The sequence below is a fragment of the Enterococcus sp. AZ163 genome (assembly GCF_050498925.1).
Taxonomy (GTDB): Bacteria; Bacillota; Bacilli; order Lactobacillales; family Enterococcaceae; genus Enterococcus_A; species Enterococcus_A ferrettii.
This window is the reverse complement of sequence record NZ_JBIPAO010000001.1, coordinates 3,395,257-3,417,034: the sequence shown is the minus strand read 5'-3', so window position 1 is coordinate 3,417,034 and position 21,778 is coordinate 3,395,257. Positions and strand designations below refer to the sequence as shown.

Sequence of the window (21,778 nt, the reverse complement as noted above, 5' to 3'; positions counted from 1 at the left end):
TATGAAGTTATATTTTACACGGCATGGTAAAACGCAATGGAATCAAGAGAAAAAGTTCCAAGGCATGATGGGGGACTCCCCGTTGCTGGCAGAAAGTTTTCAAGCGATTGAAGCACTAGGGGAAACCGTAAAAGATATTCCCTTTGAAAAGATTTATTCAAGTAGCTCAAGACGTGCATACCTCACTGCTGAAGGGATCAAGAATCGTTTGGCTTATCCTGTTGAAATCATTCGAACAGATGATTTGAGAGAATTAGGGCTGGGGTCTCTTGAAGGTCAATCAATTACGAAAATGTACGAAAAATATGGTGAGAACATGGCTCATCTACGTCATCGACTGGATATGTATGATCCAACTTCCTTTGGCGGTGAAGAAATCGACAAAATGCTGAGTCGTACAACAGATTTAGTTCGTCAAGCTGTTGCTGAAGCAGAAAAGGGACCACTGCTTTTTGTGGGGCATGGTGCGTCACTAACAGCAGCTATTCAATCATTGGCAGGCGAATCAAAGGCTGAATTACGGTCCATGGGTGGACTATACAACAACAGTTTGACTATTTTAGAAACCGCAGAAGGTGATCAACCTTACCGTTTGTTAGAATGGAACAACATTGACTTTTTAAATCAATTAAAGCAACAACCTGATGCTATTTTATAAGTGAGGTGAGACAAAATGTCAGAGGAAGCTCTATATATTGTCGGTAGACTAAAAGCTGTCTTTTTCCAAAATCCAGGTAACTTTTATAAAGTTTTGCTGTTTGGTGTTCGCGAAACAAATACGGATTTTTTAGAATCTGAAATTGTTGCTACTGGCAGCTTTGGTGATGTACAAGAAGAGGAAGAGTATCGCTTGTTTGGGCATTTTGTTGAGCATCCTCGGTATGGAAAACAATTTCTGGTAGAGCGCTATGAGCAAGCACAACCGACTTCCGCTAATGGGATTATCAGTTATCTTTCTAGCGATAAATTCCCTGGGATCGGCAAGAAGACAGCAGAAAAAATTGTTGAAATTTTGGGAGAAGATGCTATCGATCAAATTATCGATCAACCAGATATTCTAAACCAAGTGCCAAATCTAAATCAAAAGAAAAAAAATCAATTGGTTGAAACCTTACGGCAAAATTATGGGATGGAAAAAATTATTGTTGGTTTGAGCTCTTATGGCTTTGGCAGCCAGTTGTCTTTTGCCATTTTTCAAACTTACCGCAATCAAGCGCTGGAAATCATACAGGAAAATCCGTATCAGTTAGTCGAAGATATTGAAGGCATCGGTTTTAAAAAGGCTGATAATTTGGCTGAACAGATGGGAATTGCAGCAAACAGTGATCAGCGCATAAGAGCAGCGATTTTACACCAAATTGTTGAGGATGCCAATCAGAGCGGAGACACCTATGTAGAAGCACAGCACTTATTGGAGCAGGCTTTATCTTTATTGGAGAGCTCTCGTGCGGTGGAAATTGCACCAGATCAAGTAGCTGCGGTGATTATTCAACTAGTTGAAGAGGAGAAAATTCAACAGGAAGAAACCAAACTGTACGAGAACACTCTGTACTACAGCGAATGGGGAATAGGAAATGCTGTTGCTCGATTGTTAGAACGAAAAAAGGAAATCAAGTATCCAAAAAAGGTAGTCGAGAAAAAATTACGAATCATTGAGAAGCGATCGGACATCTTGTATGGCACCTCTCAAGACAAAGCAATTAAGGAAGCCATTCGCTCACCTCTCTTCATTTTGACTGGTGGTCCTGGAACAGGTAAAACCACTGTTATCAATGGAATTGTCCAGCTGTTTGCTGAATTAAATGATTTATCTTTAGATCCAAGTGATTATAAAGAAGCAATTTTTCCGATTATTCTTGCTGCACCTACAGGAAGAGCTGCTAAACGGATGAATGAAACGACTGGATTACCTGCTAGTACTATTCATCGTTTGTTGGGGTTAAACGGCCGTGAGAGTACACCGGAGACCGAAGCGCGAGACCTAGAAGGAGGACTGCTGATTGTTGATGAGATGTCCATGGTGGATACTTGGTTGGCAAATACTCTATTAAAGTCTATCCCAACAAATATGCAAATCATTTTGGTAGGAGATAAAGATCAGTTGCCTTCAGTCGGTCCCGGACAAGTTTTTCATGACCTTTTACAAGTAGAGACTATTCCTAAAATTGAATTAACAGAAATTTATCGTCAAGGAGATAAGTCCTCAATTATACCTTTAGCTCATGAAATTAAAGAAGGAAAACTGCCAGCTGATTTTACAGTAAATCAAAAGGATCGTTCCTTTATCTCTTGTCATGCCTTCCAAATGGAAGCTGTAATTAAGCAAATTGTTGAACGGGCCAGAAAGAAAGGCTATACGGCTCAGGACGTTCAAGTACTTGCACCGATGTATAGAGGTCCTGCTGGGATTGATGCGATAAATAAAATGATGCAAGAAATATTTAATCCAAATGACGGAACAAAAAAAGAAGTCCAGTGGAACGATATAGTCTATCGCATTGGTGACAAGGTTCTTCAGTTAGTCAATAATCCGGAATCTAATGTTTTTAATGGTGACATGGGAATTATTGTTGGAATTATTCCTGCCAAAGAATCTGAAGACAAGGTAGATGAACTTGTTATCCAGTTTGATAGTATAGAAGTACAATACAAACGTTCAGAATGGAACAATATCAAGTTATCCTATTGCTGCTCGATTCATAAAGCCCAAGGCAGTGAATTTCAAATGGTTTTATTGCCGATGGTTAAGCAGTACAATCGAATGTTACAGCGTAATTTACTCTACACGGCTGTTACTAGAAGTAAAGATCTGCTCATATTATTAGGAGAACAGGAAGCATTTACTGAATGTGTCCGTAAAGAATCAGCTGTTCGGAAAACAACACTGATCGAACGAATTTGTTCAGCAGCAGAATTAGACGTTCCTGTTCCAAAAGCAGTGGACGACCCTTTTAAAGCTTTTTTGAAAGAGGAGAAGCCGGTTATATTAGAAAATAAACCAGGGACTTCAGAAGAGAAAGGACCGAAACTTCTAACTGCTGCTTTAATTCGTCAGCAAGTAATTGATCCTATGATTGGAATGCAAGATATTACTCCCCAAATGTTTTTGAAATAAAATAGGCCAAAGTAAATTCTGCTGAATTTACTTTGGCTTATTTTTTATTACTCATCAGCATACCAAACATACTGAGAACTCGTGGAAAAGTATAGGTCATAGGAACGCTGCCCCATGTTTTCACCATCAGCTTGTCCGTGCTGAGGCACGACGGATACAATTCGAATACGAGAACTAGAAAAGTGACGATAATGCTTATTATTTGTATGTTTTTTTTGCAAAAGCTGCACTAATAAGCGAATGATCGCAAAGGGGTTTGGTTTCTCGATAATGACTAAATCGATCATTTCTTTCTTTGGATCAGCCATAGGAGCAATAGGAACTCCTCCTCCAAAATAAGGTATATTGGTGGTTGTACATAAAAATGTTCGGTTAAATTCTTGCTTTTGCCCATTTACCTCAACTAAAACAGGAAATGTTTTCTGAGTTAAGAGTGCTTTTATTAAATAGAGCCCATACGAAGCAGATCCCAGCTTATACTTGTTCAACAGCTCTTTAGAAGCAGAAGCATTTGTTGTAGCAACAATTAAAGCATCCAACCCAATGCCCACATTGTTTAAGACTAAGCCATATTCTTCTCTAATTTTTTCTTCGTATAGTAAAACGTTAATCTTCTGTGGTTTATCGGCTTCAGTAATTTGTTTGAAAGCCTTCTCCACTTGGCGTGATAGTCCAATACCGCGAGCAAAATCATTGCCTGATCCAGCTGGAAGATAGCTTACCGGAAGATTAATTCCAGTCAAATAAAACTGATTGACCACCTGGTGCAAAGTACCATCACCGCCTACTACAATTAACAAGTGATAAGGTTCATCATCTGAACGCCGGAGCAATTCTTCATCCCAAGGAGTGAGTAATCCTATTAGACGCTTAACGATTTCCTTTTCCTCACCAGCATACGTTGTATAATAAGGGGTGTATGTATAATCGTGTTGATCAAAAAGATCGATTAGTTGATCAGCTTTCTTGCTAGCAGTCCCACTGCCAGCAGCAGGGTTAATCAGTAAATGATAGTGAAAATTCATAAATAGTCCTTTCCTTTCAGGTGATAATTATAACAGACGTTCTGCAAATGAAACATCATTATGCGTCAATTTACATTTTTTCTTCACAGACAGTTGGATTACCTTGAGACAAAACCTATGATTGTTCAGGATTTATTCGCGATTCCTCAAGTATAGGTAGGTAATAAAACGAACGTCTCTATATCGATTTTTTGATGGGAGACAAGATAATAGTAAAGAGGAGCAATCAAAGTAAAAGAGTGCTGTCTTGTCGTTTCTAAAGGACAACAGAGTGACAAGGAATGGATCTACCAAAAAGAATTAAAAAAACTGCATAAAAGAATATGCAGTAGAATGGTCTTATTTTTCATCTTCGTCCTCTTGGACACGGAACATTTTATTGTAACGTTCTTCATCCTCCTGATTATCACGAATAACTTTTGACAAGGTGAATGATGAGGAAATCAGTCCCACAGAACCCATCAGATAATATCCTTTAACCATTAAGGGCTCTTTTAAAGTATACAAGCCAATAAGGATAAGAACTGCGAAGAAAACAAACGATCCCCATGATAAAAGAACGAAAGCAGGGGTATTTCGATAGGCTTTCTTTTTAATATTATTGTTCAATATATCACTCCTTAATTTTAAGTAAGTTTCATTATACATGAAATTGCGATTAGAATCATTCTAATTTTGAAAAAAAGTTTTAACAGGCGAAAGCATGGAATAAAAAAAGGTCTCTTAACTGAAATTAAACAGGTTAGAAGGTTCTAAGACAATCAACGATTGCGATACGCATTAATGGCCAAGAATAACGAATCGAAATCATCATACTTACTAGCAGTAAAGCTGGTTAAAGTATTACTAGTTATTTATACAGTTAAGAAGCTCTATTCTTTTTTTGATACTTATAGATGTTCCAAAGTTCGTAAAGACTTCCTAGAACTAGATCAGCAATCAAATCACTGGTTAGTAGAGTTCCTCTATAGAGAGAAAAGAAGAATCCCAAGAGACAGATAGGTATGTAAAGAAAAGTACCGGTTATTAATCCCGGGGAGTATTTGCGGGTTTTTATTGTCCCAAGAATATGAGTAAAAAAGGCATTACTAGCTAGAAATGTAGATGCGATTAAAAAAGAATTGTATGATGTCTCAAAAAAGAACACGCTGATAGAAATTATCGAAACAATTATAAAGGCAATTATATTCACTTTAAGATAATACTGGGGCTTTTGTGCAGATAAAGACGGTCTAAATCCACGATACCATTCAATAAATCCTCCAGGAAAGTAGAACTCTTCCAAACAGTGTAATAGGTAGGATAGAGGGAGTAATAAGACAATTACTTTCATTGCAGTTTCCATTTATACAGTTCTCCTAACAAGTATATTTTGTCAAACTTTGTATTTTGAAAGTGATTTTACTCCAAATTTAGAAAAAGTAAACAAAAAAATAAATTTATATAAATAGAATATCTTTTTATGAGGCTGAATAAGTCTTCTGACGAAGAAAAATTAATATTATTTAAAAGATGGGACATGTAATTAACCGCAAAATAGTCCGAAGCGAGCAAAGTTGAGTATATTAGAACAAAGTAGAAATCGAAGCTTATGTGAATAATCATCTATAAGTCAGTTACAATGATTTAGTATTTTTATTCCAATCAAGACCGAAAGTAAGGAGTGGTCATAAGTGCATCACTCCTAGATAATAGATTTAAAAGTTCAAGTAGTTGATTAACTATTATGCATATTATTTGTACAGCAATCCAATAGAAAAAAATAATCCGATAAAAGGAACAGACAAAAGAAAAAGAATATAGTTAGAGGTCCAAAGACCCAAGAGAATAAGTACGATTATCGCCAATAAGGAACAAATCTTTGAAAAAGCAAGCAGTTCTTTTTTATTCATTATCATCCCTCCTATGTAACTATCTTACATTAGTTTTAGGTCCAAAGAACTGTCAAAATAAAGAGTTAATACCGTCAATTTTTGAAAGATAAATGCAAGAAGCCAATAGTTTTAGTTAGTTAACCAAAGAACTAAAGTAGAATTATGGGAAAATGGCTTACGCAAATCATGAAATAGAAAGGGTGCCAGCGCGCGAGTGGATTAAAAAAGTAGAAGATGTATCTGTAGTTGAAAAGTCTGTCCAGCAATATTTTAAAATTACTGGCTTCAAAAAAGCGATGGAACTTTGAAGGATAGTATTTTTAAAGAAATTAATGTTTTGTTGAGACCTAAAAATAGACAAAGCGTTAGACCTTTAACTGGCTATCGATGAGATGGGCGAAACGATTGTTGAAAGAAAAAAAGCGTTCTGAACAAAAGCAAATTGTAATTCATCAACCACTGAAAGAAAAAATGACAGAAATATAAGAGGAAAAAACGAGCTCAAAGAACATTCTAGACAACGGCCAATTTTTAGTAGACAGAACAATCTACTTGCTTAACAGATATTCTTCGGTGGTAAGAGTGACAACCCCTTTTTTGCTTAAACGTTTGTTGTAGACTTCTCTTAATGATTTGATGACTGAGTCGTGGGCGTCTGAGATTAAGGTGACGGAGTAGCCTTTAGCTAGAGCACCTTTACAGGTGTGCTGGACACAAGCATTACTCATTAAGCCGATAACAACGACAGATTTACGATCCATTGTTTTAATAACTTTGTTAAATTCTGAGGAAGAAAAAGCATTCGGTCTGCTTTTTCTTGTGACGAAATCGTTCTCACGTTTATTTACTTTGGAGGAAACAGCACCGTAACCAATTTGTTGTACAAAAATAATAGGAGCATTTTTTTCGTGAAAACGTTCAATGATTGAGTTCATATTATTGATCAGGGTGCGTTTTCCAATAATTGGTGCTAACGTAGTTGTCTGTATGTCTATAGCTAATAATATTGAATCATTCAAATGCGCGGCCTTCTTTCAAGTATTGGTTCAATAAATTTTAGCACACACTATATTTTGCAGCAATAGAAGTCAGCAGTTAATGAATCAATACATAGAAAAAAGCAGCGGACCGCGCGCTGCAAAAGTGTTAGAGTCTCTTGTTTTCCGCCAAGAGGTGCCTTTATCATTTAGAATTCATTTTGCGGTCTAGCGGCACAAAGAAAGTGTAGCAATAGAATGTGAAAAAAATGTTAATAAGCGTAAAAGAATGACTGTAGATTTTTACTTTATAAGATTCACTAAATCAAAACAGGATTTTATTTATGAAGTAAAGGTTCAACGTAAGTTAGTTTGTCCATAACAGCAAGTGGAAAAAGACTATTCAAAGTGTTAGACCATTGTTCTAGAGTAAACCAACCATCATATTGACCTTGGAAATCCTTGACGAAACGTTCGATATGTTCAATCAGATCATCTATCGTGTTTTCATTAACAATGTCAGCTCTAGAAAAATGAACTTCCCAACAATTTCGTTGGTAATTGAAGGAATTTGAACCGGTAAAACCACGTGAATAAGCAACTTTTAAAAAGGACTTACAGCCATGCCTGGAATTAAAAGAAGCAAAGTGATCTAACAAATGTGGGTCCACTAAGGAATCACCGTTAGAAACCAGCTCTCTAATGATTTGGGTGTTTGATTTATTTAAGCTTTTAATGAACAAATTATATGAATCAATAGACACAGAATTCACTTCCTAATAATTGTATGGACCACCATAAAGAAAAATTTAACAGATTATATTTGATGAATAAAAAAACCAGTTAGTATTGGTGGAATTATTCAGTATGTTGCAAGTCTGTTTTGTTTTTGGTGTTTCAAAGAGTTATGCCACAAATTTTCCCACTAATATTGTGGAAATTACGCAATAAACGACGAATAATAGTATGGAGAAATAGTAAAGCTCGCTAATGCTCTTTTTTTAACATGGCCAAATCCTAATTAATTGAAGGAATGGGGAGTCATAAATGGTAGTAAACTGCTGGAAAAACTAGCGATAGTTACTATTAAAAACTTAACCTTTTTATTTATCCTTCATTCATTTCTTCAGAATCAATGTTACATTAATTTTAGTCAGAAGAATATACAAAACTCAGATTAGTTTGTTTTTAGCAAAGTCTGTTTCTTTTTAAATTAGAGTTTCCCAACTTAATAGAGAGAAGAATGATTGAACGTACATAGAAAACTTTGAGCATATAAATAAGCTACGCAAAGTGAGACTCTAGATAATTCGAGTTATTTAGCGAGAGGTGAATTTTCACAGAAGGTCTATAATGGTGAAATAAGAACAAATACATTGGAAACTGTCGGAACGAACTGACTTAAGATTTAAGAAGAGACTAAATATATCAACAATAACGATAGTCTGCATTTGAAGGAATCATGTGATTAGCAATTCGAAGGAACTAGAAAAGAGAGGATACTTATAAAATTAGTAATTGAATAGTTGTGAAAGAAAACGGCGCAAGATTCGTCAATACCATTAAACAGCTGTGGTGATGGAATGACAACAAAAGAAAAACTTGTTGCTAATAAATACTGATGCCAACTTCATTCCGTCAGCTACATTTGTCAGAGAGCTTAGAGAACGGCTAGCTATTAGAAAACAACGGTCAGAAAGAATGAAATAAACTAGTGAATGTCCTAGCATCTTGAGAAGGGTAATTTTGCTAACTATTCTTGTTTTCACTTTTGTACAATTTTCTTCTACATAGGCCTAATGAATGATAACTATTTAATTATTGATCAGTGTAAAACCATAAGCATTCCTTACCTAAAGTAAATCTAATATTAACTTGAACATGTGGAAGGATGGGCTCGCATTCGTGTCATGGTCATTCTAGTTGGACTACTGCAAGCTTATTATTTTTAGCAGTGAAAAGCATCCTTTTGCCGCCTTCAAAACTATTTCGCACCTTTTTGGGTATTGATGGAAGGATCTTTTAGATAAATAGCTTTCTTTAAAAAAGTTAATTCACGATAACTCAAGTCATACAGAAGTAGCATAAAAGTCGATATTACAGCGTTTGTGATATATCAGAAATATGGTATAATACGGCTTGCGGTTCATCAACCATCCCGCGTAAACAAAACTTGGAGAAAGAAGGGGAAGTAGTGCATTTAGTAGAAAAAAGACGAATGAGTATAGTGATTACTAATGGTATCCTGATGGCATTATATTTGGCCTTAACTATTTTAGTTTCGCCAGTTGCATCTGGTCCCATTCAATTCCGCATTTCAGAAAGTTTGAACCACTTAGTTGTATTCAATCGGAAATATCTGTGGGGTGTATTTGGAGGAGTAGTTATCTATAACGCACTTTTTGGTATGGGAATTTTAGATGTTATTTTTGGTGGAGGGCAGACTCTATTAGCTTTAGGGATGACTGCACTTTTACAAAATAAGGTGAAAAATGTCAAGATTCGATTGGCCTTAAATGCTCTGTTCTTTAGCGTTAGTATGGCTTTAATTGCAGCGATGCTTTATTTAACCGCAGCTTTACCTTTTTGGGCAACTTATGCTTGGTTAGCTGTCAGTGAAGCAATTATTATGACTATTTCAGCACCGTTGATGTACTATTTGGATCAACGACTGCATTTTGAAAAGACAATTTAAAAGGAAAAGCCCAATCTTCGGGATCGGGCTTTTTTCTATGCTTTAATTAATGAATACATTTGCATGTCTTTGAACTGTCCATTTTTTACGGCGTTTTTCTTCAAAGTTCCTTCATGTTGAAACCCAGCTTTTTCTAACATGTGACAAGAAGCCGGGTTATCTGAAAAAGGTTCTGCAAAAATACGAACAATATCTGTTGTTTCGAAAACCTTTTGACACATTATTTTTAAGGCAGCAGTTCCTAATCCTTTACCCCAATGTGGTTCTGCAATATAATAACCAACTTCTGCTGTTCGAAAGTGAATATTTTCTTGACGAAACACGCCAATACTGCCGACTACTTTATCCTGTGAGGTTATCGCCAGTGAAAGCTCTCTGTTAGACAAGAGGGTTGTTAGGATAAATTCTTCCGCATCCCTTTTGCGATAGGGATAAGGGATGCCATCTCGCAAATTTGCTTGTATCTTTTGGTTATTCATAATAGAGCACAGTTCTTCCGCATCCTCGAGATGCCATTCGCGCAACGTACAGTTCATTGTTTTACCACCCTTCATAAGATGAAAAGGCACTGAATATAATTATACTCAGCACCTTTTGTAATTAATGCAAACTTAATCTTTCAACTTCTCGAACTTCAAAGTTTTTTCGTTCCAAGTGCTCAACAATTGCCGCTAATTTTTGTTCGTCAATACCATTCGGCAATGTAATGAGTGTTCGTCTGCCTTGCATGTCTTTGCCCACGTCTAAAGTAATGCAACTGGCGATGCTTGAGAATTTAGAAATAATTTTAGTCATTAGAGCAAGCTCGCCCTTTTTACCGGATGATACGATGGTTAAGACATAACTTCCTGCTTTGACACTCCAAGATTGTGACAGCATATTGAGTAATGTACTATGGGTTAAAATACCATAAAAATGGTTATTCTCATCTAGCACTGTGATATAAGGCAACTCTTTAATCGTAAAAAATATCTTAAAAAAAGAAGTATGGATTGAAATAAATTTTGTAGCATTTTTCAATAGATGAGTTACCGGTAACTGTAAATCTCCACCATTCGCTTTATGGCGATAAATGTGCATTTTATAGATATTTCCACGGAAAATTTGTTTGCTCTCATCTAAAATCGGAACGCAACGAAAACCTGTTTCTTCCAAAATATCTAAAGCTTCTTGTAACGTTGCAGATTCTGTAATCGTAGTTAGATCCTTTTTGGGATAAACTAGACTTTCTAATAACATTAAAGCGCCCTCCAATAATCGATTCGTTCTTTCATTATACTATCATATTCTTTCTCATAAAGGTAACTAATTTTTGACTAATTGACAGAAAAGGCATTAGATGATAATGTTACCATGTGAGTTTTTGTAAGGAGGTTCGCTATGGCAACGAAAAAGGCGGCTCTAGCCTGTACAGTTTGCGGTTCTAGAAACTACAGTAAGTCTGTCAGTGAAGGTAAACGCGGAGAGCGTTTGGAAATTAATAAGTTTTGCAAACATTGTAATAAATACACGTTACATAAAGAAACAAAATAGGGGGAAATTCGGTGAAGTTTTTACGTAGTGTTAGAGAAGAGATGAAATTGGTCACTTGGCCTTCAAGAAAACAATTGCGTCATGATTCATTAGTAGTAGTTGAAACAGCAATTTTATTCGCAGTAATGTTTTTCGTTATGGATACAGCGATTCAACTGTTGATCAATTTGGTAATTCGTTAGTAGCCAAGTTCAAGAAAGCATGCTATACTGTCTTTGAGAAAAAACCTTGGGATACTGAGGTTTTTTTATTTTAGGACGGGGAGCCGATGAACAAAATGGAATCTTTTGAGAAACAGTGGTATGTACTGCATACTTATTCCGGCTATGAAAACAAGGTAAAAGCAAATATTGAGTCTCGAGCACAAAGTATGGGAATGGAAGACTTTATTTTCCGTGTAGTAGTTCCTGAGGAAAAAGAAAAAGAGATTAAAAATGGCAAAGAAAAGGAAATTGTTCATAAAACATTTCCTGGATATGTATTAGTAGAAATGGTCATGACAGATGATTCTTGGTATGTCGTTAGAAATACACCAGGAGTAACTGGCTTTGTTGGATCGCATGGAGCTGGAAGCAAACCTGCACCATTAATGCCAGAAGAAATCAACCATATTTTACGCTCAATAGGTATGAGTACACGTCAACATGAGTTAGAAATCGGCCTTGGTGAAACAGTAAAAATTATTGAAGGAGCTTTTGCTGGACTTGAAGGGGTAATCACTGAGATTGATGAAGAACGTGAAAAAGTCAAAGCAAACATTGATATGTTTGGACGTGAGACAAGTACAGAATTAGATTTTGATCAAATTGATAAGATTTAAAAAGCTGAGGCATTAGTCTCAGCTTTTTTTATGGATGGGAGATTATATGAAGAAATATATTGTGAGTATAACTTTGCTGCTATGCCTGTTCTTTGTAAGCAGCTGTCATTCAATCACTGAAAAAAACACAACTAAAAGCAGCACGAATCAGTCATCAAGTCCTTTAGAAACAAATTCTAAAGATAGCACCCCCACTCTTTTTATTCATGGATATAGTGGAACGATTAACTCGTTTGGCGGAATGATTGATCGTTTTGAAAAGCAGCAGTTGGCACGAAAGGAACTGGTAATTACAGTTCAGCCAGACAGCACCCTTCAGATTGATGGCAAATTGAGTAATGCGAGAAATAATCCAATGATCCAGGTTTTATTCGCAGACAATAAGAACAATGAGTGGAACCAATCGGAATGGATTTACGCTGTTTTAAGGTATTTGAAGACACAGAACGTTGAGCAGGTGAATATTCTCGGTCATTCCATGGGAGGTGTTAGTTCTCTCCGCTTTTTGACAACTTATGGAGAACCAGAGGATAGTCCTAAAATCGTTAAGCTGGTTGCAATCGGATCACCATTTAATGATTTTATTGATACATCTGATCAACAAACCATAGATGAGCTCTTAGTAAACGGTCCAACTCAAAAATCCGATCGTTACATTGACTATGAGAACGGTATTGCTAATGTACCAGCAAGTTTGCCAATGCTGTTATTAGCTGGGGAATTAGGTGCAGGAACGTCTGATGATGGCACAGTTCCGCTAACCAGTGCCTTATCCGTCTATTCATTAGTAGAGAAAAATGGGAATCCTATTAGACAATCTGTTTTTGTTGGCCCTAATGCGCAGCACAGCCAATTGCACGAGAATACGGCAGTAGATCAGCAAGTAGCTCAATTTCTATGGGAGGAAAAACCGTGAATCTGTTTTTTGGTGGACAGCGGGTAGTATAAAAAAGACTATTAGAACAAAGGGTTAAGGGAAATTATATATATATTCATCAAGCAAAAGAAGACCATTGTCTGCTTAAACACAAAGAAGTAGGGAACTTGATCAATTAAAAGCTGAGTCTGTAAAAGAGATATCGAAAAAACTAAACAAGAATTGCGACTGAACAACCAATATCAACGTTTAAATACAAAGTCGGAAATTCTATATAAAAGTGTCTCCTTGAACTATCTTTAAAATTTGCTTTGAAGGACTTAATTTCTGAGGAAAAAACAGAGGTCATTTTGAAGTCATTCCGTTTCTTAGTTTCGAGCAAAGATGTTTGCTTACATTTTGTAAGAGAGGTATGATGTTGTCGTATTAAAAAGAAAGAAGGAGTTACGATGACCTATCAAACAAGTAACGAAGAACACCCAATTGAGATTGTAAATATTGCATCATTAGAGGCTCGTGTGAAAGAACGTATGGAAAAAGGTGCATTTGGATATATTCGGGGTGGCTCTGAAGATGAGTGGACAATGAAGGAGAATACAGCTTCTTTTAATAAAAAATCGATCATGCCTAGAGTTTTGCGTGGAATTGATCATGCGGACTTAAGTACAAAGCTTTGGGATATGGAGTTGAAAACACCGATTATTCAGGCACCTTCAGCTGCTCAAGGATTAGCTCATGAGAAGGGAGAATCCGACACAGCCAAAGGTGTAGCTGCCGCGGGATCAATTTTTTCAATAAGCACGTATGCAAATACTACGATTGAAAACGCAGCAGCAGCGGCTCCTGGAGCACCACAGTTTTTCCAACTATATATGAGTAAAGACGATGGTTTTAATGAGTTTATTTTGGAAAAAGCTGTAAAATCTGGAGCGAAAGCTGTGATTTTAACAGCTGATTCTACATTAGGTGGATATCGTGAGGAAGATATTATCAACCATTTTGAATTTCCATTGCCAATGCCAAACCTCGCTGCTTACAGTGAGAAAGATGCTGCGGGCAATGGGGAAGGGATTGCTGAGATTTACGCTGCTGCCAAACAAGGACTGATTCCAGAAGATATTAAGAAGATTAAAGATTTGACCAACTTACCGGTAATTGTAAAAGGAATCCAATCTCCTGAAGATACAGAAGTGGCAATCAGTGCAGGTGCGGATGGTATTTGGATTTCTAATCATGGTGGTCGTCAATTGGATGGGGGACCTGCATCTTTTGATGTATTGCCTCTAATTGCTGGAGTAGTCAATAAACGAGTACCAATAATTTTTGATAGTGGAGTTCGTCGAGGGGAACATATTTTTAAAGCTTTAGCCAGTGGAGCAGATTTAGTAGCCATTGGACGTCCTGTAATTTATGGTTTAAATCTAGGGGGCGCAGAGGGTGTGACTTCAGTATTTGACCATTTAAACAAAGAATTGTCTATTACGATGCAATTAGCTGGTACTAAAACAATTGAAGAAGTAAAAAATACAAGATTGATTTAATGGCAAAAGCCGCTTAAAACCTGCAGGTTTTAAGCGGCTTATTTTTAGTAATGTTACATTATGACAATTGTTTCTCCTGCTCATCAGCAGCAGTTTCTCCGTAAACTTCTCTACTTAATCGTAAACCAGTTGGAGTCGTTGCAACACCACCCTCAGCTGTTTCTTTAAAGATAGAGGGCATTGCCCGTCCGACTTTATACATTGCATCAATTACCTCGTCGGGTGGAATTACACTGCGAATTCCTGCTAAAGCCATGTCAGCAGAAATGAAAGCTTGAGAAGATCCCATTGCATTACGTTTAACACACGGTACCTCGACCAAACCGGCTACAGGATCACAGATTAACCCCATTACATTTTTCAAAGTGATGGCAACTGCTTCAGCTGCCATTTGGGGAGTGCCGCCATTTGCTGCTACTAAAGCTGCGGCCGCCATAGCGCTGGCAGAGCCAACTTCAGCTTGACAGCCACCTTCAGCACCAGAGATTGAAGCACTGTTAGCAATAACTAAGCCGAACGCTCCAGCTGTAAATAAGAAATCCAATTGTTCTTCGTGAGTCAAATTTAACTTTTCGCGAGCCGCCATCAGAACGCCGGCAACTACTCCTGCACTCCCGGCAGTAGGGGTGGCGCAGATTAGTCCCATTTTCGCATTCACTTCATTGACCGCTACAGCATTGCGAACCGCTTGTAAAATAGTATCACCACTAAGGAAATTACCAGAATTGATATATTCATCTAATCGTTTCGCGTCTCCACCAGTAATCCCGGTAACGGACTTAACCCCAGCAATTCCTTCATCAATTGAGTTGGACATCACTTCGAGATTTCGTTCCATTAACTTGATGATTTCTTCTCGGCTTCGCCCAGTTAGTTCTTGTTCGGTAGCAATCATTAATTCGCCTATAGTAGGATAATTTTGCGCTTGTTCTACTAATTCTTTTATCGACAAAAACATAATTTTGCCTCCTTATATTTACCTGTCTTGTATAAAACTAATCAAAATAAGTGACACTAAACACGTGACCCAAAGATCGTAATTTTTCTTTTGTTGAATCATCTGCGGGTTTATCGTCGACCTCTAAAACTAAGATTCCATTATCACCCTTTTTTTGTCGAGTCATCGTCACGGTACCGATATTAATTCCCGCATCCGATATGACCGCTGACACCTGAGCCAGTAATCCGCGTACATCTTCGTGTACAACAATAAAAGTAGGGGTGCCCATTGACAAAGAAATGCTGAATCCATCTAATTCTGATATTTGAATATTTCCACCACCGATTGAAATACCGGTGACTGACATTTTATAATTATCTTTTTTTAGATGCATAGTTACTAAGTTAGGGTGCTTCGCTTTTTCTTTTTTTGGAACAAAAAGCACTTCAATACCTTCTTCATGAGCTATTTTTAAAGAATCCGCTAAACGAGGGTCATCAGGATTCATACCTAAAAGTCCTCCGACTAATGCAATATCTGTTCCGTGACCGCGATAAGTTTTAGCAAAAGATTCATAAAGATCAATTTCAACAGAATCTGGTTTCTCACCAAAGATCATCCGACTCACTTTTCCAATCCGAGCAGCACCTGCTGTATGAGAACTGCTTGGTCCAACCATTACAGGACCAATAATATCAAAAACACTGCGATACTTTAAATTTTCCATTATTTTAAGCCTCCTTGAGTATCTGGTGGAAATACCTCATCAATTCGATCATAGTTTAACACAAAGTCGCTAATTATATAGGAAAATTAGCATTTTATTTTGTTATTCTAATCATATACGAAGTGTTTGTGAAGAAAATATTTATTATCAGAAAATTGAAAAGTTCTTGAAATTATGAAAGACTTTTGCTATCATACACTAGTGTGCGTTTTGCACGCTGTAACAGTGGGAGGAGAAATCTTTATCTCCAATTAACCACATCACGGACCCAAGGAGGTATGTCTCGTGGCAAAAAAAGTAGAAAAACTCGTTAAATTGCAAATTCCTGCAGGGAAAGCAACACCAGCTCCCCCAGTAGGACCAGCACTAGGTCAAGCCGGTATCAACATCATGGGCTTCACAAAAGAATTTAACGCTCGTACCGCTGATCAAGCAGGCTTGATCATTCCTGTAGTGATTTCTGTATACGAAGATCGTTCATTCACCTTCGTAACAAAAACACCACCAGCTGCAGTATTATTGAAAAAAGCAGCAAAAGTTGAAAAAGGTTCAGGCGAACCAAACAAAACCAAAGTTGCAAAAGTTACTAGCGATCAAGTAAAAGAAATCGCTGAGTTGAAGATGGAAGACCTAAACGCAGCTGACGTTGAAGCAGCAATGCGCATGGTTGAAGGAACTGCAAGAAGCATGGGAATTACTGTCGAATAATTCCTGAACCTACAGCTTCTCAGTCGTCTCTTGATTGAAAAATCAAAACACGTGGGAGGTTCTACCGTTATAACCACATAAGGAGGAAACAAAATGGCTAAAAAAAGCAAAAAAATGCAAGAAGCATTAAAAAAAGTTGACAGCTCAAAAGCTTATTCTGTTGAAGAAGCAGTAGCTTTGGCTAAAGAAACAAACATCGCAAAATTTGACGCAACTGTTGAAGTTGCTTACAAATTAAGCGTAGACCCTAAAAAAGCAGACCAACAAATCCGTGGAGCAGTTGTACTGCCAAACGGAACTGGTAAAACACAATCTGTATTAGTATTCGCAAAAGGTGAAAAAGCTAAAGAAGCAGAAGCAGCAGGCGCTGACTTTGTTGGAGACGACGACTTGGTACAAAAAATCCAAGGCGGATGGTTCGACTTTGACGTTGTTGTTGCAACACCTGATATGATGGCAACTGTTGGTAAATTAGGACGTGTATTAGGACCTAAAGGCTTAATGCCAAACCCTAAAACAGGTACTGTTACTATGGACGTTACTAAAGCGATCGAAGAAGTAAAAGCTGGTAAAGTAACTTACCGTGTGGACAAAGCTGGGAATATCCATACTCCAATTGGAAAAGTTTCATTTGATGATGCGAAGTTAATCGAAAACTTCAAAACAATTAATGAGACTTTACTGAAAGCTAAGCCTGCAACAGCCAAAGGTCAATACATCAAAAATATCACAGTGACTACAACATTTGGTCCTGGGATTCATGTTGATCAAGCATCTATCTAAAAATTTAAATTAATGATTGACTTGACTGCCTAACCTATGGTAAGGTAGTCGAGGTTAGTAATTAACTGTACCGAAGACAGTAGGTGGCGCAAGCCTCAATTTCCTACCGAGGACATTTATTGAGAACATTCAATAGTCCCTCTATGTCTACGGTGGCATAGGGTATTTTTTTGTGAAAAAAACCCTTCCATCAAAATCAGGAGGTGAAATATAAATGAGTGAAGTAGCAATCGCTAAAAAAGCCGCTATTGTGGATGAAGTCACAGAAAAATTCACTGCAGCAGCTTCAGCAGTTATCGTTGATTACCGTGGTTTAACAGTAGACCAAGTGACTCGTCTACGTAAACAATTACGCGACGCTAACGTTGAAATGAAAGTCATCAAAAACTCTATCCTATCTCGTGCCGCTGAAAAAGCTGGTCTTGAAGGTTTGGGTGAAGTATTTACTGGACCTACAGCTGTAGCCTTCAGTAATGAAGATGTTGTTGCACCAGCTAAAATTATTGACGAGTTCTCTAAAGAAGCTGAGGCATTAGAAATCAAAGGCGGGATCATTGAAGGCAAGGTAGCTTCTATCGAAGAAATTACTGCTCTTGCAAAACTTCCAAACCGCGACGGACTTCTATCTATGCTATTATCTGTCCTACAAGCGCCAGTCCGCAACGTGGCTTACGCTGTCAAGGCAGTAGCAGAAAAAGACGAAGAAGAAGTAGCTTAATTGCTGCATAAAAAAACTAAAAACATATATTATGGAGGAAATTTAAAATGGCATTGAACATTGAAAACATTGTCGAAGAGCTAAAAGGCGCGACAATCCTAGAATTAAACGACTTAGTTAAAGCTATCGAAGACGAATTTGGCGTAACTGCTGCTGCTCCTGTAGCTGCTGCTGGCGCTGCTGCAGGTCCTGCTGCTGAAGAACAAACAGAATTTACTGTTGAATTATCAGCTGTTGGCGATCAAAAAGTTAAAGTTATCAAAGCAGTTCGTGAAGCAACTGGCCTAGGCTTGAAAGAAGCTAAAGCTGTAGTTGACGGCGCTCCTGCACCAGTTAAAGAAGGCATTTCTAAAGAAGAAGCAGAAGAATTAAAAGCTTCTCTAGAAGAAGTTGGCGCTTCAGTAACAGTAAAATAATTTTTGTAATGAAGGAGCTAGTGCCTCTAAAAAGGTGCTAGTTCTTTTTTTGTTTACATATTTGTAGGACAATGTTTGATAAGTAGAAATACCTTTTTTGTGATAGTTGGTGGCTATTTTTTCAATTAATCATAGAAGTTTCGATCGGATTGCATATTTTTAAGCAAGTTCATTGTGTTATTTGGCCATTGGCTATAGACTAAGGTTAGAGAGGGAGATGCTTGATGAAAAAATTGTACGAAACATCTATGATTAATCATGGTGGACGGAACGGTGAAGTAGAAGCACCGGGTGGAAAGATGCATATGAAAATTGACCCCCCTTCAATTCATGCAGAAGGAACTAATCCAGAACAATTATTTGCTGCTGGCTATGCATCTTGTTTTAATGGTGCTGTACAGCATATTTTAGAGGAACATCAATTGCAATCTGATTCCGAAGTTAAAGCGCGAGTGTCACTTTATCAAACTGACGATGGTGGCGTACAAATTGGCGTAGTTTTAGAAGTATCGCTTCCAGGTATTGAGGAGACTCAAGCTGAGACAGTTGTGAAGGAAGCTCATGAATTTTGTCCATATTCTAAGGCCACTCGTGGAAATATAGAAGTAGCAGTTGAATTGGTTTAAATAGAAAAGATCCAGCAGTCAACTATTTGATTGCTGGATCTTCTTGTTATGTGTGATCCGTTAATGTGTGAAAATGCTTCTTCTGGTAGTTTAGAAGGATAATTAAGTAAATACCAGCAGTCATAACGGTAACACTTAACGGATTACTAAATAAAATCCCAATTAGAATTAGGAATAAAATTAAGATGGCAAGACCGCTAAAGAATATTTCCGCTTTAGTTCCCTTTTTCAAAGCAAGTGCAAAAGCTGCAAAGGTAATCATTAACCAAGTTAACAAAACCGAGTAGGATAATGAGCCAACTAAATAATTGAAAAGCTTATCACCTAAAAAATAGGATAGGATAACCCCAACGTATAAAGTCCCGGTACAAAATAATACAGCTCTTTGAGGAACTTGGTGCCGATTTAAAACGGCAAGATTTTTAGTAGCAGTCTTGGAGTTCTTTAATCGAAAATATAACGTGCGTGAGGAGGCATAAACTCCTGAGTTGATAGAAGAAAATAGAGCTAGAACAATTACAAAATTGACAATATCACTAGCAAAAGGAATATGAATTTTCTCGAACACTAAAACAAAAGGACTCACATTGCTGTGGGCTAACATATTCCATGGATAAATAATCAGCAATAGAAGCATTGGAATAATATAAAAAGAAATAATTCTTCCCATGACACCTTTAATCGCTTTAGGAATGGCTGTTTTTGGATCTTCGGTTTCGCTAACAGTTATAGCGATGAGTTCTGAACCGCCATAGGAATAAATTACAACCAACAAGGAACTAATCAGACCTTTTAAACCATGCGGAGTAAATCCGCCATGGGCATTCATATTCTGAACTGTTGGCAGAAAACCAGCATTGTGGATTTCTTTACCAATTAGAAAAATCCCGAAGATGATTAATAGAATAATAACTGTAATTTTTGCGAAGGCTAGCCAGTATTCTGTTTCTGCAAAAAGCCTTACAGAATACAAATTGATAAGCGTAGTTAATATTGCTAAAAAAAAGACAAATAGCCATGCAGGAACATGTGGAAACCATAATTGTAAGAAGCTTGCAGCAGCTACCGCCTCTGCAATGATGTTAATCATCCACAATGACCAATATAGCCAATCAATAAAGTCAGCAGAACGTTTACCCAGAAATGGTTCAATGATTCCTGAGAGACCGTGAACATTATCGTTAGCAATTACCAATCGTCCTAATCCACTCATTACAATAAACAGAACAAGACCTCCTAATAGAAAGGCTAGCAGAACTGACGGACCAGCGATACCTATTGCTTCACCGCTGCCCTTAAACAAACCAGCACCAATTGCTCCACCTAAAGCAAGCATTGTAATATGGCGCGAGGTCATTTGTTTTTGTAGCTTATTCTCCATAAAAATCCTCTTTTCGTTGAATATTCGATAGATTTGAAATATTCAGAAAGTTTAGTCAATAATAACAGACAATTCAGAATAATCCAGAAGTATGAAATTATTTTTATGTAAATTTCACGGAGCTGTTAACGAATGACCATTCTTTTCAAAAATAATTAAAATGGTGTTTTATTATGAGATTAGAGAGGATAAATTTAGAATACATAGCTAGAGTTAGGAAAATGATTTTCTTAGTTCTGTTTCCAAATCTAAGCATATTTTTGGCTTTATAATAAAAGTGAGAGTAACATATACTTGTAATAACTATTAAGTAAAGGGAGGTTGGAGAACTATGGGTTGGCTATGGACATTAATTGTAGGTGCTATTATTGGTGTGATTGCTGGTGCGATAACTAATCGAGGTGGTTCAATGGGCTGGATCGCAAATATTGTAGCTGGTTTAGTTGGTTCTGCTATCGGTCAAGGATTATTAGGTTCTTGGGGACCTTCATTAGCTGGAATGGCTATTGTTCCATCAATCATTGGGGCAGTAATTGTTGTAGCGGTTGTTTCCTTTTTTGTTGGTAAAAGTAATACTTAACAGGAAATACCACATGAATTGAAATAGCAAAATTAACCGGCACGCCTTAATCAGACGGGCCGGATTTTTTTATAAGTATTCAGATAGAAAATTTTATGAGAATGGAGAAGGATCATTATGATAGATGAAAATTGGTCTGAAGATTTTGAGCAACGGAAGAAAAAAGAGGCAGAGGTTGAAAAACGTACCTTAGCTTTTAGTGATAGCTACGAAAGTGGAAATATCACTGAAGAAGAATATCAAGCGAATTTACATGCTGAATATGACCATGCTGAGCCTAATGCCGATTGGGTACCAATTGAAGATCCTTTAGATCCGAATCATGAGGTTGCTCAGGAAATTGATCCAGAATTGTCTCAAGAGTTTCAAGAAGTTCTAGAGGTAGAGTTGAACAATCAAAGTGATTTAGAAGCTTAGGTGAATTTAGCAGATAGTTCGAATA

General features: G+C 37.2%; 26 protein-coding genes and 1 other annotated feature. Of the genes, 15 read left to right on the top strand and 11 right to left on the bottom strand.

Annotated features, from left to right (window positions below):
- Nucleotide 1 precedes the first annotated feature (1 nt).
- Together IGI46_RS16435 and recD2 are read left to right on the top strand one after the other, a co-directional pair.
- Nucleotides 2–658 carry a histidine phosphatase family protein gene (locus IGI46_RS16435; RefSeq protein ID WP_429964055.1) on the top strand — a complete coding sequence of 219 codons (657 nt, stop codon included), beginning with the start codon at nucleotides 2–4 and terminating at the stop codon, nucleotides 656–658.
- Nucleotides 659–673: 15 nt separating this feature from the next.
- Nucleotides 674–3,115: an SF1B family DNA helicase RecD2 gene (recD2, locus tag IGI46_RS16430; RefSeq protein ID WP_429973850.1), complete on the top strand. Its 2,442-nt coding sequence runs from the start codon at nucleotides 674–676 to the stop codon at nucleotides 3,113–3,115.
- Between the two features lie 47 nt (nucleotides 3,116–3,162).
- Here recD2 and IGI46_RS16425 read toward each other — a convergent pair whose 3' ends face one another.
- From IGI46_RS16425 to IGI46_RS16400, 6 genes are all read right to left on the bottom strand, one after another.
- Nucleotides 3,163–4,140: a diacylglycerol/lipid kinase family protein gene (locus tag IGI46_RS16425; protein WP_429973849.1), complete on the bottom strand. Its 978-nt coding sequence runs from the start codon at nucleotides 4,138–4,140 to the stop codon at nucleotides 3,163–3,165.
- Nucleotides 4,141–4,479: 339 nt separating this feature from the next.
- Nucleotides 4,480–4,749 carry a YiaA/YiaB family inner membrane protein gene (locus IGI46_RS16420; RefSeq protein WP_278253069.1) on the bottom strand — a complete coding sequence of 90 codons (270 nt, stop codon included), beginning with the start codon at nucleotides 4,747–4,749 and terminating at the stop codon, nucleotides 4,480–4,482.
- Between the two features lie 253 nt (nucleotides 4,750–5,002).
- Complete coding sequence (locus IGI46_RS16415; RefSeq protein WP_429964052.1) at nucleotides 5,003–5,485, bottom strand: HXXEE domain-containing protein; 483 nt, start codon at nucleotides 5,483–5,485, stop codon at nucleotides 5,003–5,005.
- Between the two features lie 388 nt (nucleotides 5,486–5,873).
- Nucleotides 5,874–6,032 (bottom strand): hypothetical protein, encoded by a 159-nt coding sequence (locus IGI46_RS16410; RefSeq protein ID WP_207701206.1) that lies wholly within the window; start codon nucleotides 6,030–6,032, stop codon nucleotides 5,874–5,876.
- Nucleotides 6,033–6,562: 530 nt separating this feature from the next.
- Complete coding sequence (locus IGI46_RS16405) at nucleotides 6,563–7,033, bottom strand: cysteine hydrolase family protein (RefSeq protein WP_429964051.1); 471 nt, start codon at nucleotides 7,031–7,033, stop codon at nucleotides 6,563–6,565.
- A 296-nt stretch (nucleotides 7,034–7,329) separates the two neighbouring features.
- Nucleotides 7,330–7,755, bottom strand: coding sequence for a ribonuclease E inhibitor RraB (locus IGI46_RS16400; RefSeq protein ID WP_429964050.1), 426 nt, complete (start codon nucleotides 7,753–7,755; stop codon nucleotides 7,330–7,332).
- A gap of 1,454 nt (nucleotides 7,756–9,209) precedes the next feature.
- Between IGI46_RS16400 and IGI46_RS16395 the strand changes: the two genes are divergently transcribed.
- Nucleotides 9,210–9,686, top strand: coding sequence for a QueT transporter family protein (locus IGI46_RS16395; RefSeq protein WP_429964985.1), 477 nt, complete (start codon nucleotides 9,210–9,212; stop codon nucleotides 9,684–9,686).
- 35 nt (nucleotides 9,687–9,721) lie between these two features.
- Here IGI46_RS16395 and IGI46_RS16390 read toward each other — a convergent pair whose 3' ends face one another.
- Together IGI46_RS16390 and cbpA are read right to left on the bottom strand one after the other, a co-directional pair.
- Nucleotides 9,722–10,240, bottom strand: coding sequence for a GNAT family N-acetyltransferase (locus IGI46_RS16390; RefSeq protein WP_429973848.1), 519 nt, complete (start codon nucleotides 10,238–10,240; stop codon nucleotides 9,722–9,724).
- A gap of 46 nt (nucleotides 10,241–10,286) precedes the next feature.
- Entirely contained in the window at nucleotides 10,287–10,925 is a 639-nt protein-coding gene (gene cbpA / locus IGI46_RS16385; RefSeq protein WP_207701210.1) for a cyclic di-AMP binding protein CbpA, read from the bottom strand.
- Nucleotides 10,926–11,066: 141 nt separating this feature from the next.
- Here cbpA and rpmG point away from each other — a divergent pair, with 141 nt between their 5' ends.
- From rpmG to IGI46_RS16360, 5 genes are all read left to right on the top strand, one after another.
- Nucleotides 11,067–11,219 carry a 50S ribosomal protein L33 gene (gene rpmG / locus IGI46_RS16380; RefSeq protein WP_010759653.1) on the top strand — a complete coding sequence of 51 codons (153 nt, stop codon included), beginning with the start codon at nucleotides 11,067–11,069 and terminating at the stop codon, nucleotides 11,217–11,219.
- 11 nt (nucleotides 11,220–11,230) lie between these two features.
- Nucleotides 11,231–11,401, top strand: coding sequence for a preprotein translocase subunit SecE (gene secE, locus IGI46_RS16375; RefSeq protein ID WP_207701211.1), 171 nt, complete (start codon nucleotides 11,231–11,233; stop codon nucleotides 11,399–11,401).
- 95 nt (nucleotides 11,402–11,496) lie between these two features.
- Complete coding sequence (nusG, locus tag IGI46_RS16370; protein WP_207701272.1) at nucleotides 11,497–12,039, top strand: transcription termination/antitermination protein NusG; 543 nt, start codon at nucleotides 11,497–11,499, stop codon at nucleotides 12,037–12,039.
- A gap of 46 nt (nucleotides 12,040–12,085) precedes the next feature.
- Nucleotides 12,086–12,955: an alpha/beta hydrolase gene (locus IGI46_RS16365; protein WP_429973847.1), complete on the top strand. Its 870-nt coding sequence runs from the start codon at nucleotides 12,086–12,088 to the stop codon at nucleotides 12,953–12,955.
- A 410-nt stretch (nucleotides 12,956–13,365) separates the two neighbouring features.
- Entirely contained in the window at nucleotides 13,366–14,457 is a 1,092-nt protein-coding gene (locus IGI46_RS16360) for a lactate oxidase (protein WP_429973846.1), read from the top strand.
- A 58-nt stretch (nucleotides 14,458–14,515) separates the two neighbouring features.
- Here IGI46_RS16360 and sdaAA read toward each other — a convergent pair whose 3' ends face one another.
- Both sdaAA and sdaAB read right to left on the bottom strand, forming a co-directional pair.
- Nucleotides 14,516–15,415: an L-serine ammonia-lyase, iron-sulfur-dependent, subunit alpha gene (gene sdaAA / locus IGI46_RS16355; protein ID WP_429964046.1), complete on the bottom strand. Its 900-nt coding sequence runs from the start codon at nucleotides 15,413–15,415 to the stop codon at nucleotides 14,516–14,518.
- Between the two features lie 37 nt (nucleotides 15,416–15,452).
- Complete coding sequence (gene sdaAB, locus IGI46_RS16350) at nucleotides 15,453–16,124, bottom strand: L-serine ammonia-lyase, iron-sulfur-dependent subunit beta (protein WP_429964045.1); 672 nt, start codon at nucleotides 16,122–16,124, stop codon at nucleotides 15,453–15,455.
- 285 nt (nucleotides 16,125–16,409) lie between these two features.
- Between sdaAB and rplK the strand changes: the two genes are divergently transcribed.
- The 5 genes from rplK (at nucleotide 16,410) to IGI46_RS16325 (ending at nucleotide 19,375) form a co-directional block, all read left to right on the top strand.
- Nucleotides 16,410–16,832 carry a 50S ribosomal protein L11 gene (rplK, locus tag IGI46_RS16345; protein ID WP_429964044.1) on the top strand — a complete coding sequence of 141 codons (423 nt, stop codon included), beginning with the start codon at nucleotides 16,410–16,412 and terminating at the stop codon, nucleotides 16,830–16,832.
- A gap of 93 nt (nucleotides 16,833–16,925) precedes the next feature.
- Entirely contained in the window at nucleotides 16,926–17,615 is a 690-nt protein-coding gene (gene rplA, locus IGI46_RS16340; RefSeq protein WP_207701217.1) for a 50S ribosomal protein L1, read from the top strand.
- A gap of 52 nt (nucleotides 17,616–17,667) precedes the next feature.
- Nucleotides 17,668–17,794: a sequence feature (ribosomal protein L10 leader region), on the top strand.
- Between the two features lie 35 nt (nucleotides 17,795–17,829).
- A complete protein-coding gene (rplJ, locus tag IGI46_RS16335) occupies nucleotides 17,830–18,333 on the top strand; it encodes a 50S ribosomal protein L10 (protein WP_429964043.1) in 504 nt (167 codons plus the stop codon).
- A 47-nt stretch (nucleotides 18,334–18,380) separates the two neighbouring features.
- Complete coding sequence (gene rplL, locus IGI46_RS16330; protein WP_429964042.1) at nucleotides 18,381–18,749, top strand: 50S ribosomal protein L7/L12; 369 nt, start codon at nucleotides 18,381–18,383, stop codon at nucleotides 18,747–18,749.
- 224 nt (nucleotides 18,750–18,973) lie between these two features.
- Nucleotides 18,974–19,375 carry an organic hydroperoxide resistance protein gene (locus tag IGI46_RS16325; RefSeq protein WP_429973845.1) on the top strand — a complete coding sequence of 134 codons (402 nt, stop codon included), beginning with the start codon at nucleotides 18,974–18,976 and terminating at the stop codon, nucleotides 19,373–19,375.
- A 46-nt stretch (nucleotides 19,376–19,421) separates the two neighbouring features.
- On the opposite strand, the gene IGI46_RS16320 is transcribed toward IGI46_RS16325, so the two are convergent.
- Nucleotides 19,422–20,756 carry an amino acid permease gene (locus IGI46_RS16320; protein ID WP_429964041.1) on the bottom strand — a complete coding sequence of 445 codons (1,335 nt, stop codon included), beginning with the start codon at nucleotides 20,754–20,756 and terminating at the stop codon, nucleotides 19,422–19,424.
- A gap of 331 nt (nucleotides 20,757–21,087) precedes the next feature.
- Here IGI46_RS16320 and IGI46_RS16315 point away from each other — a divergent pair, with 331 nt between their 5' ends.
- Together IGI46_RS16315 and IGI46_RS16310 are read left to right on the top strand one after the other, a co-directional pair.
- The gene (locus IGI46_RS16315; protein ID WP_207701222.1) at nucleotides 21,088–21,336 is read left to right on the top strand and encodes a GlsB/YeaQ/YmgE family stress response membrane protein; all 249 of its coding nucleotides are present in this window, start codon (nucleotides 21,088–21,090) and stop codon (nucleotides 21,334–21,336) included.
- 117 nt (nucleotides 21,337–21,453) lie between these two features.
- Nucleotides 21,454–21,753: a hypothetical protein gene (locus tag IGI46_RS16310; RefSeq protein WP_429964040.1), complete on the top strand. Its 300-nt coding sequence runs from the start codon at nucleotides 21,454–21,456 to the stop codon at nucleotides 21,751–21,753.
- Nucleotides 21,754–21,778: the final 25 nt, after the last annotated feature.

Coding starts and splice junctions, on each gene's coding strand:
- IGI46_RS16435 (WP_429964055.1), top strand. CDS start 2: ATGAAGTTATATTTTACACGGCATGGTAAAACGCAATGGAATCAAGAG.
- recD2 (WP_429973850.1), top strand. CDS start 674: ATGTCAGAGGAAGCTCTATATATTGTCGGTAGACTAAAAGCTGTCTTT.
- IGI46_RS16425 (WP_429973849.1), bottom strand. CDS start 4,140: ATGAATTTTCACTATCATTTACTGATTAACCCTGCTGCTGGCAGTGGG.
- IGI46_RS16415 (WP_429964052.1), bottom strand. CDS start 5,485: ATGGAAACTGCAATGAAAGTAATTGTCTTATTACTCCCTCTATCCTAC.
- IGI46_RS16410 (WP_207701206.1), bottom strand. CDS start 6,032: ATGAATAAAAAAGAACTGCTTGCTTTTTCAAAGATTTGTTCCTTATTG.
- IGI46_RS16395 (WP_429964985.1), top strand. CDS start 9,210: ATGAGTATAGTGATTACTAATGGTATCCTGATGGCATTATATTTGGCC.
- IGI46_RS16390 (WP_429973848.1), bottom strand. CDS start 10,240: ATGAAGGGTGGTAAAACAATGAACTGTACGTTGCGCGAATGGCATCTC.
- cbpA (WP_207701210.1), bottom strand. CDS start 10,925: ATGTTATTAGAAAGTCTAGTTTATCCCAAAAAGGATCTAACTACGATT.
- rpmG (WP_010759653.1), top strand. CDS start 11,067: ATGGCAACGAAAAAGGCGGCTCTAGCCTGTACAGTTTGCGGTTCTAGA.
- nusG (WP_207701272.1), top strand. CDS start 11,497: ATGGAATCTTTTGAGAAACAGTGGTATGTACTGCATACTTATTCCGGC.
- IGI46_RS16365 (WP_429973847.1), top strand. CDS start 12,086: ATGAAGAAATATATTGTGAGTATAACTTTGCTGCTATGCCTGTTCTTT.
- IGI46_RS16360 (WP_429973846.1), top strand. CDS start 13,366: ATGACCTATCAAACAAGTAACGAAGAACACCCAATTGAGATTGTAAAT.
- sdaAA (WP_429964046.1), bottom strand. CDS start 15,415: ATGTTTTTGTCGATAAAAGAATTAGTAGAACAAGCGCAAAATTATCCT.
- sdaAB (WP_429964045.1), bottom strand. CDS start 16,124: ATGGAAAATTTAAAGTATCGCAGTGTTTTTGATATTATTGGTCCTGTA.
- rplA (WP_207701217.1), top strand. CDS start 16,926: ATGGCTAAAAAAAGCAAAAAAATGCAAGAAGCATTAAAAAAAGTTGAC.
- rplJ (WP_429964043.1), top strand. CDS start 17,830: ATGAGTGAAGTAGCAATCGCTAAAAAAGCCGCTATTGTGGATGAAGTC.
- rplL (WP_429964042.1), top strand. CDS start 18,381: ATGGCATTGAACATTGAAAACATTGTCGAAGAGCTAAAAGGCGCGACA.
- IGI46_RS16325 (WP_429973845.1), top strand. CDS start 18,974: ATGAAAAAATTGTACGAAACATCTATGATTAATCATGGTGGACGGAAC.
- IGI46_RS16320 (WP_429964041.1), bottom strand. CDS start 20,756: ATGGAGAATAAGCTACAAAAACAAATGACCTCGCGCCATATTACAATG.
- IGI46_RS16315 (WP_207701222.1), top strand. CDS start 21,088: ATGGGTTGGCTATGGACATTAATTGTAGGTGCTATTATTGGTGTGATT.
- IGI46_RS16310 (WP_429964040.1), top strand. CDS start 21,454: ATGATAGATGAAAATTGGTCTGAAGATTTTGAGCAACGGAAGAAAAAA.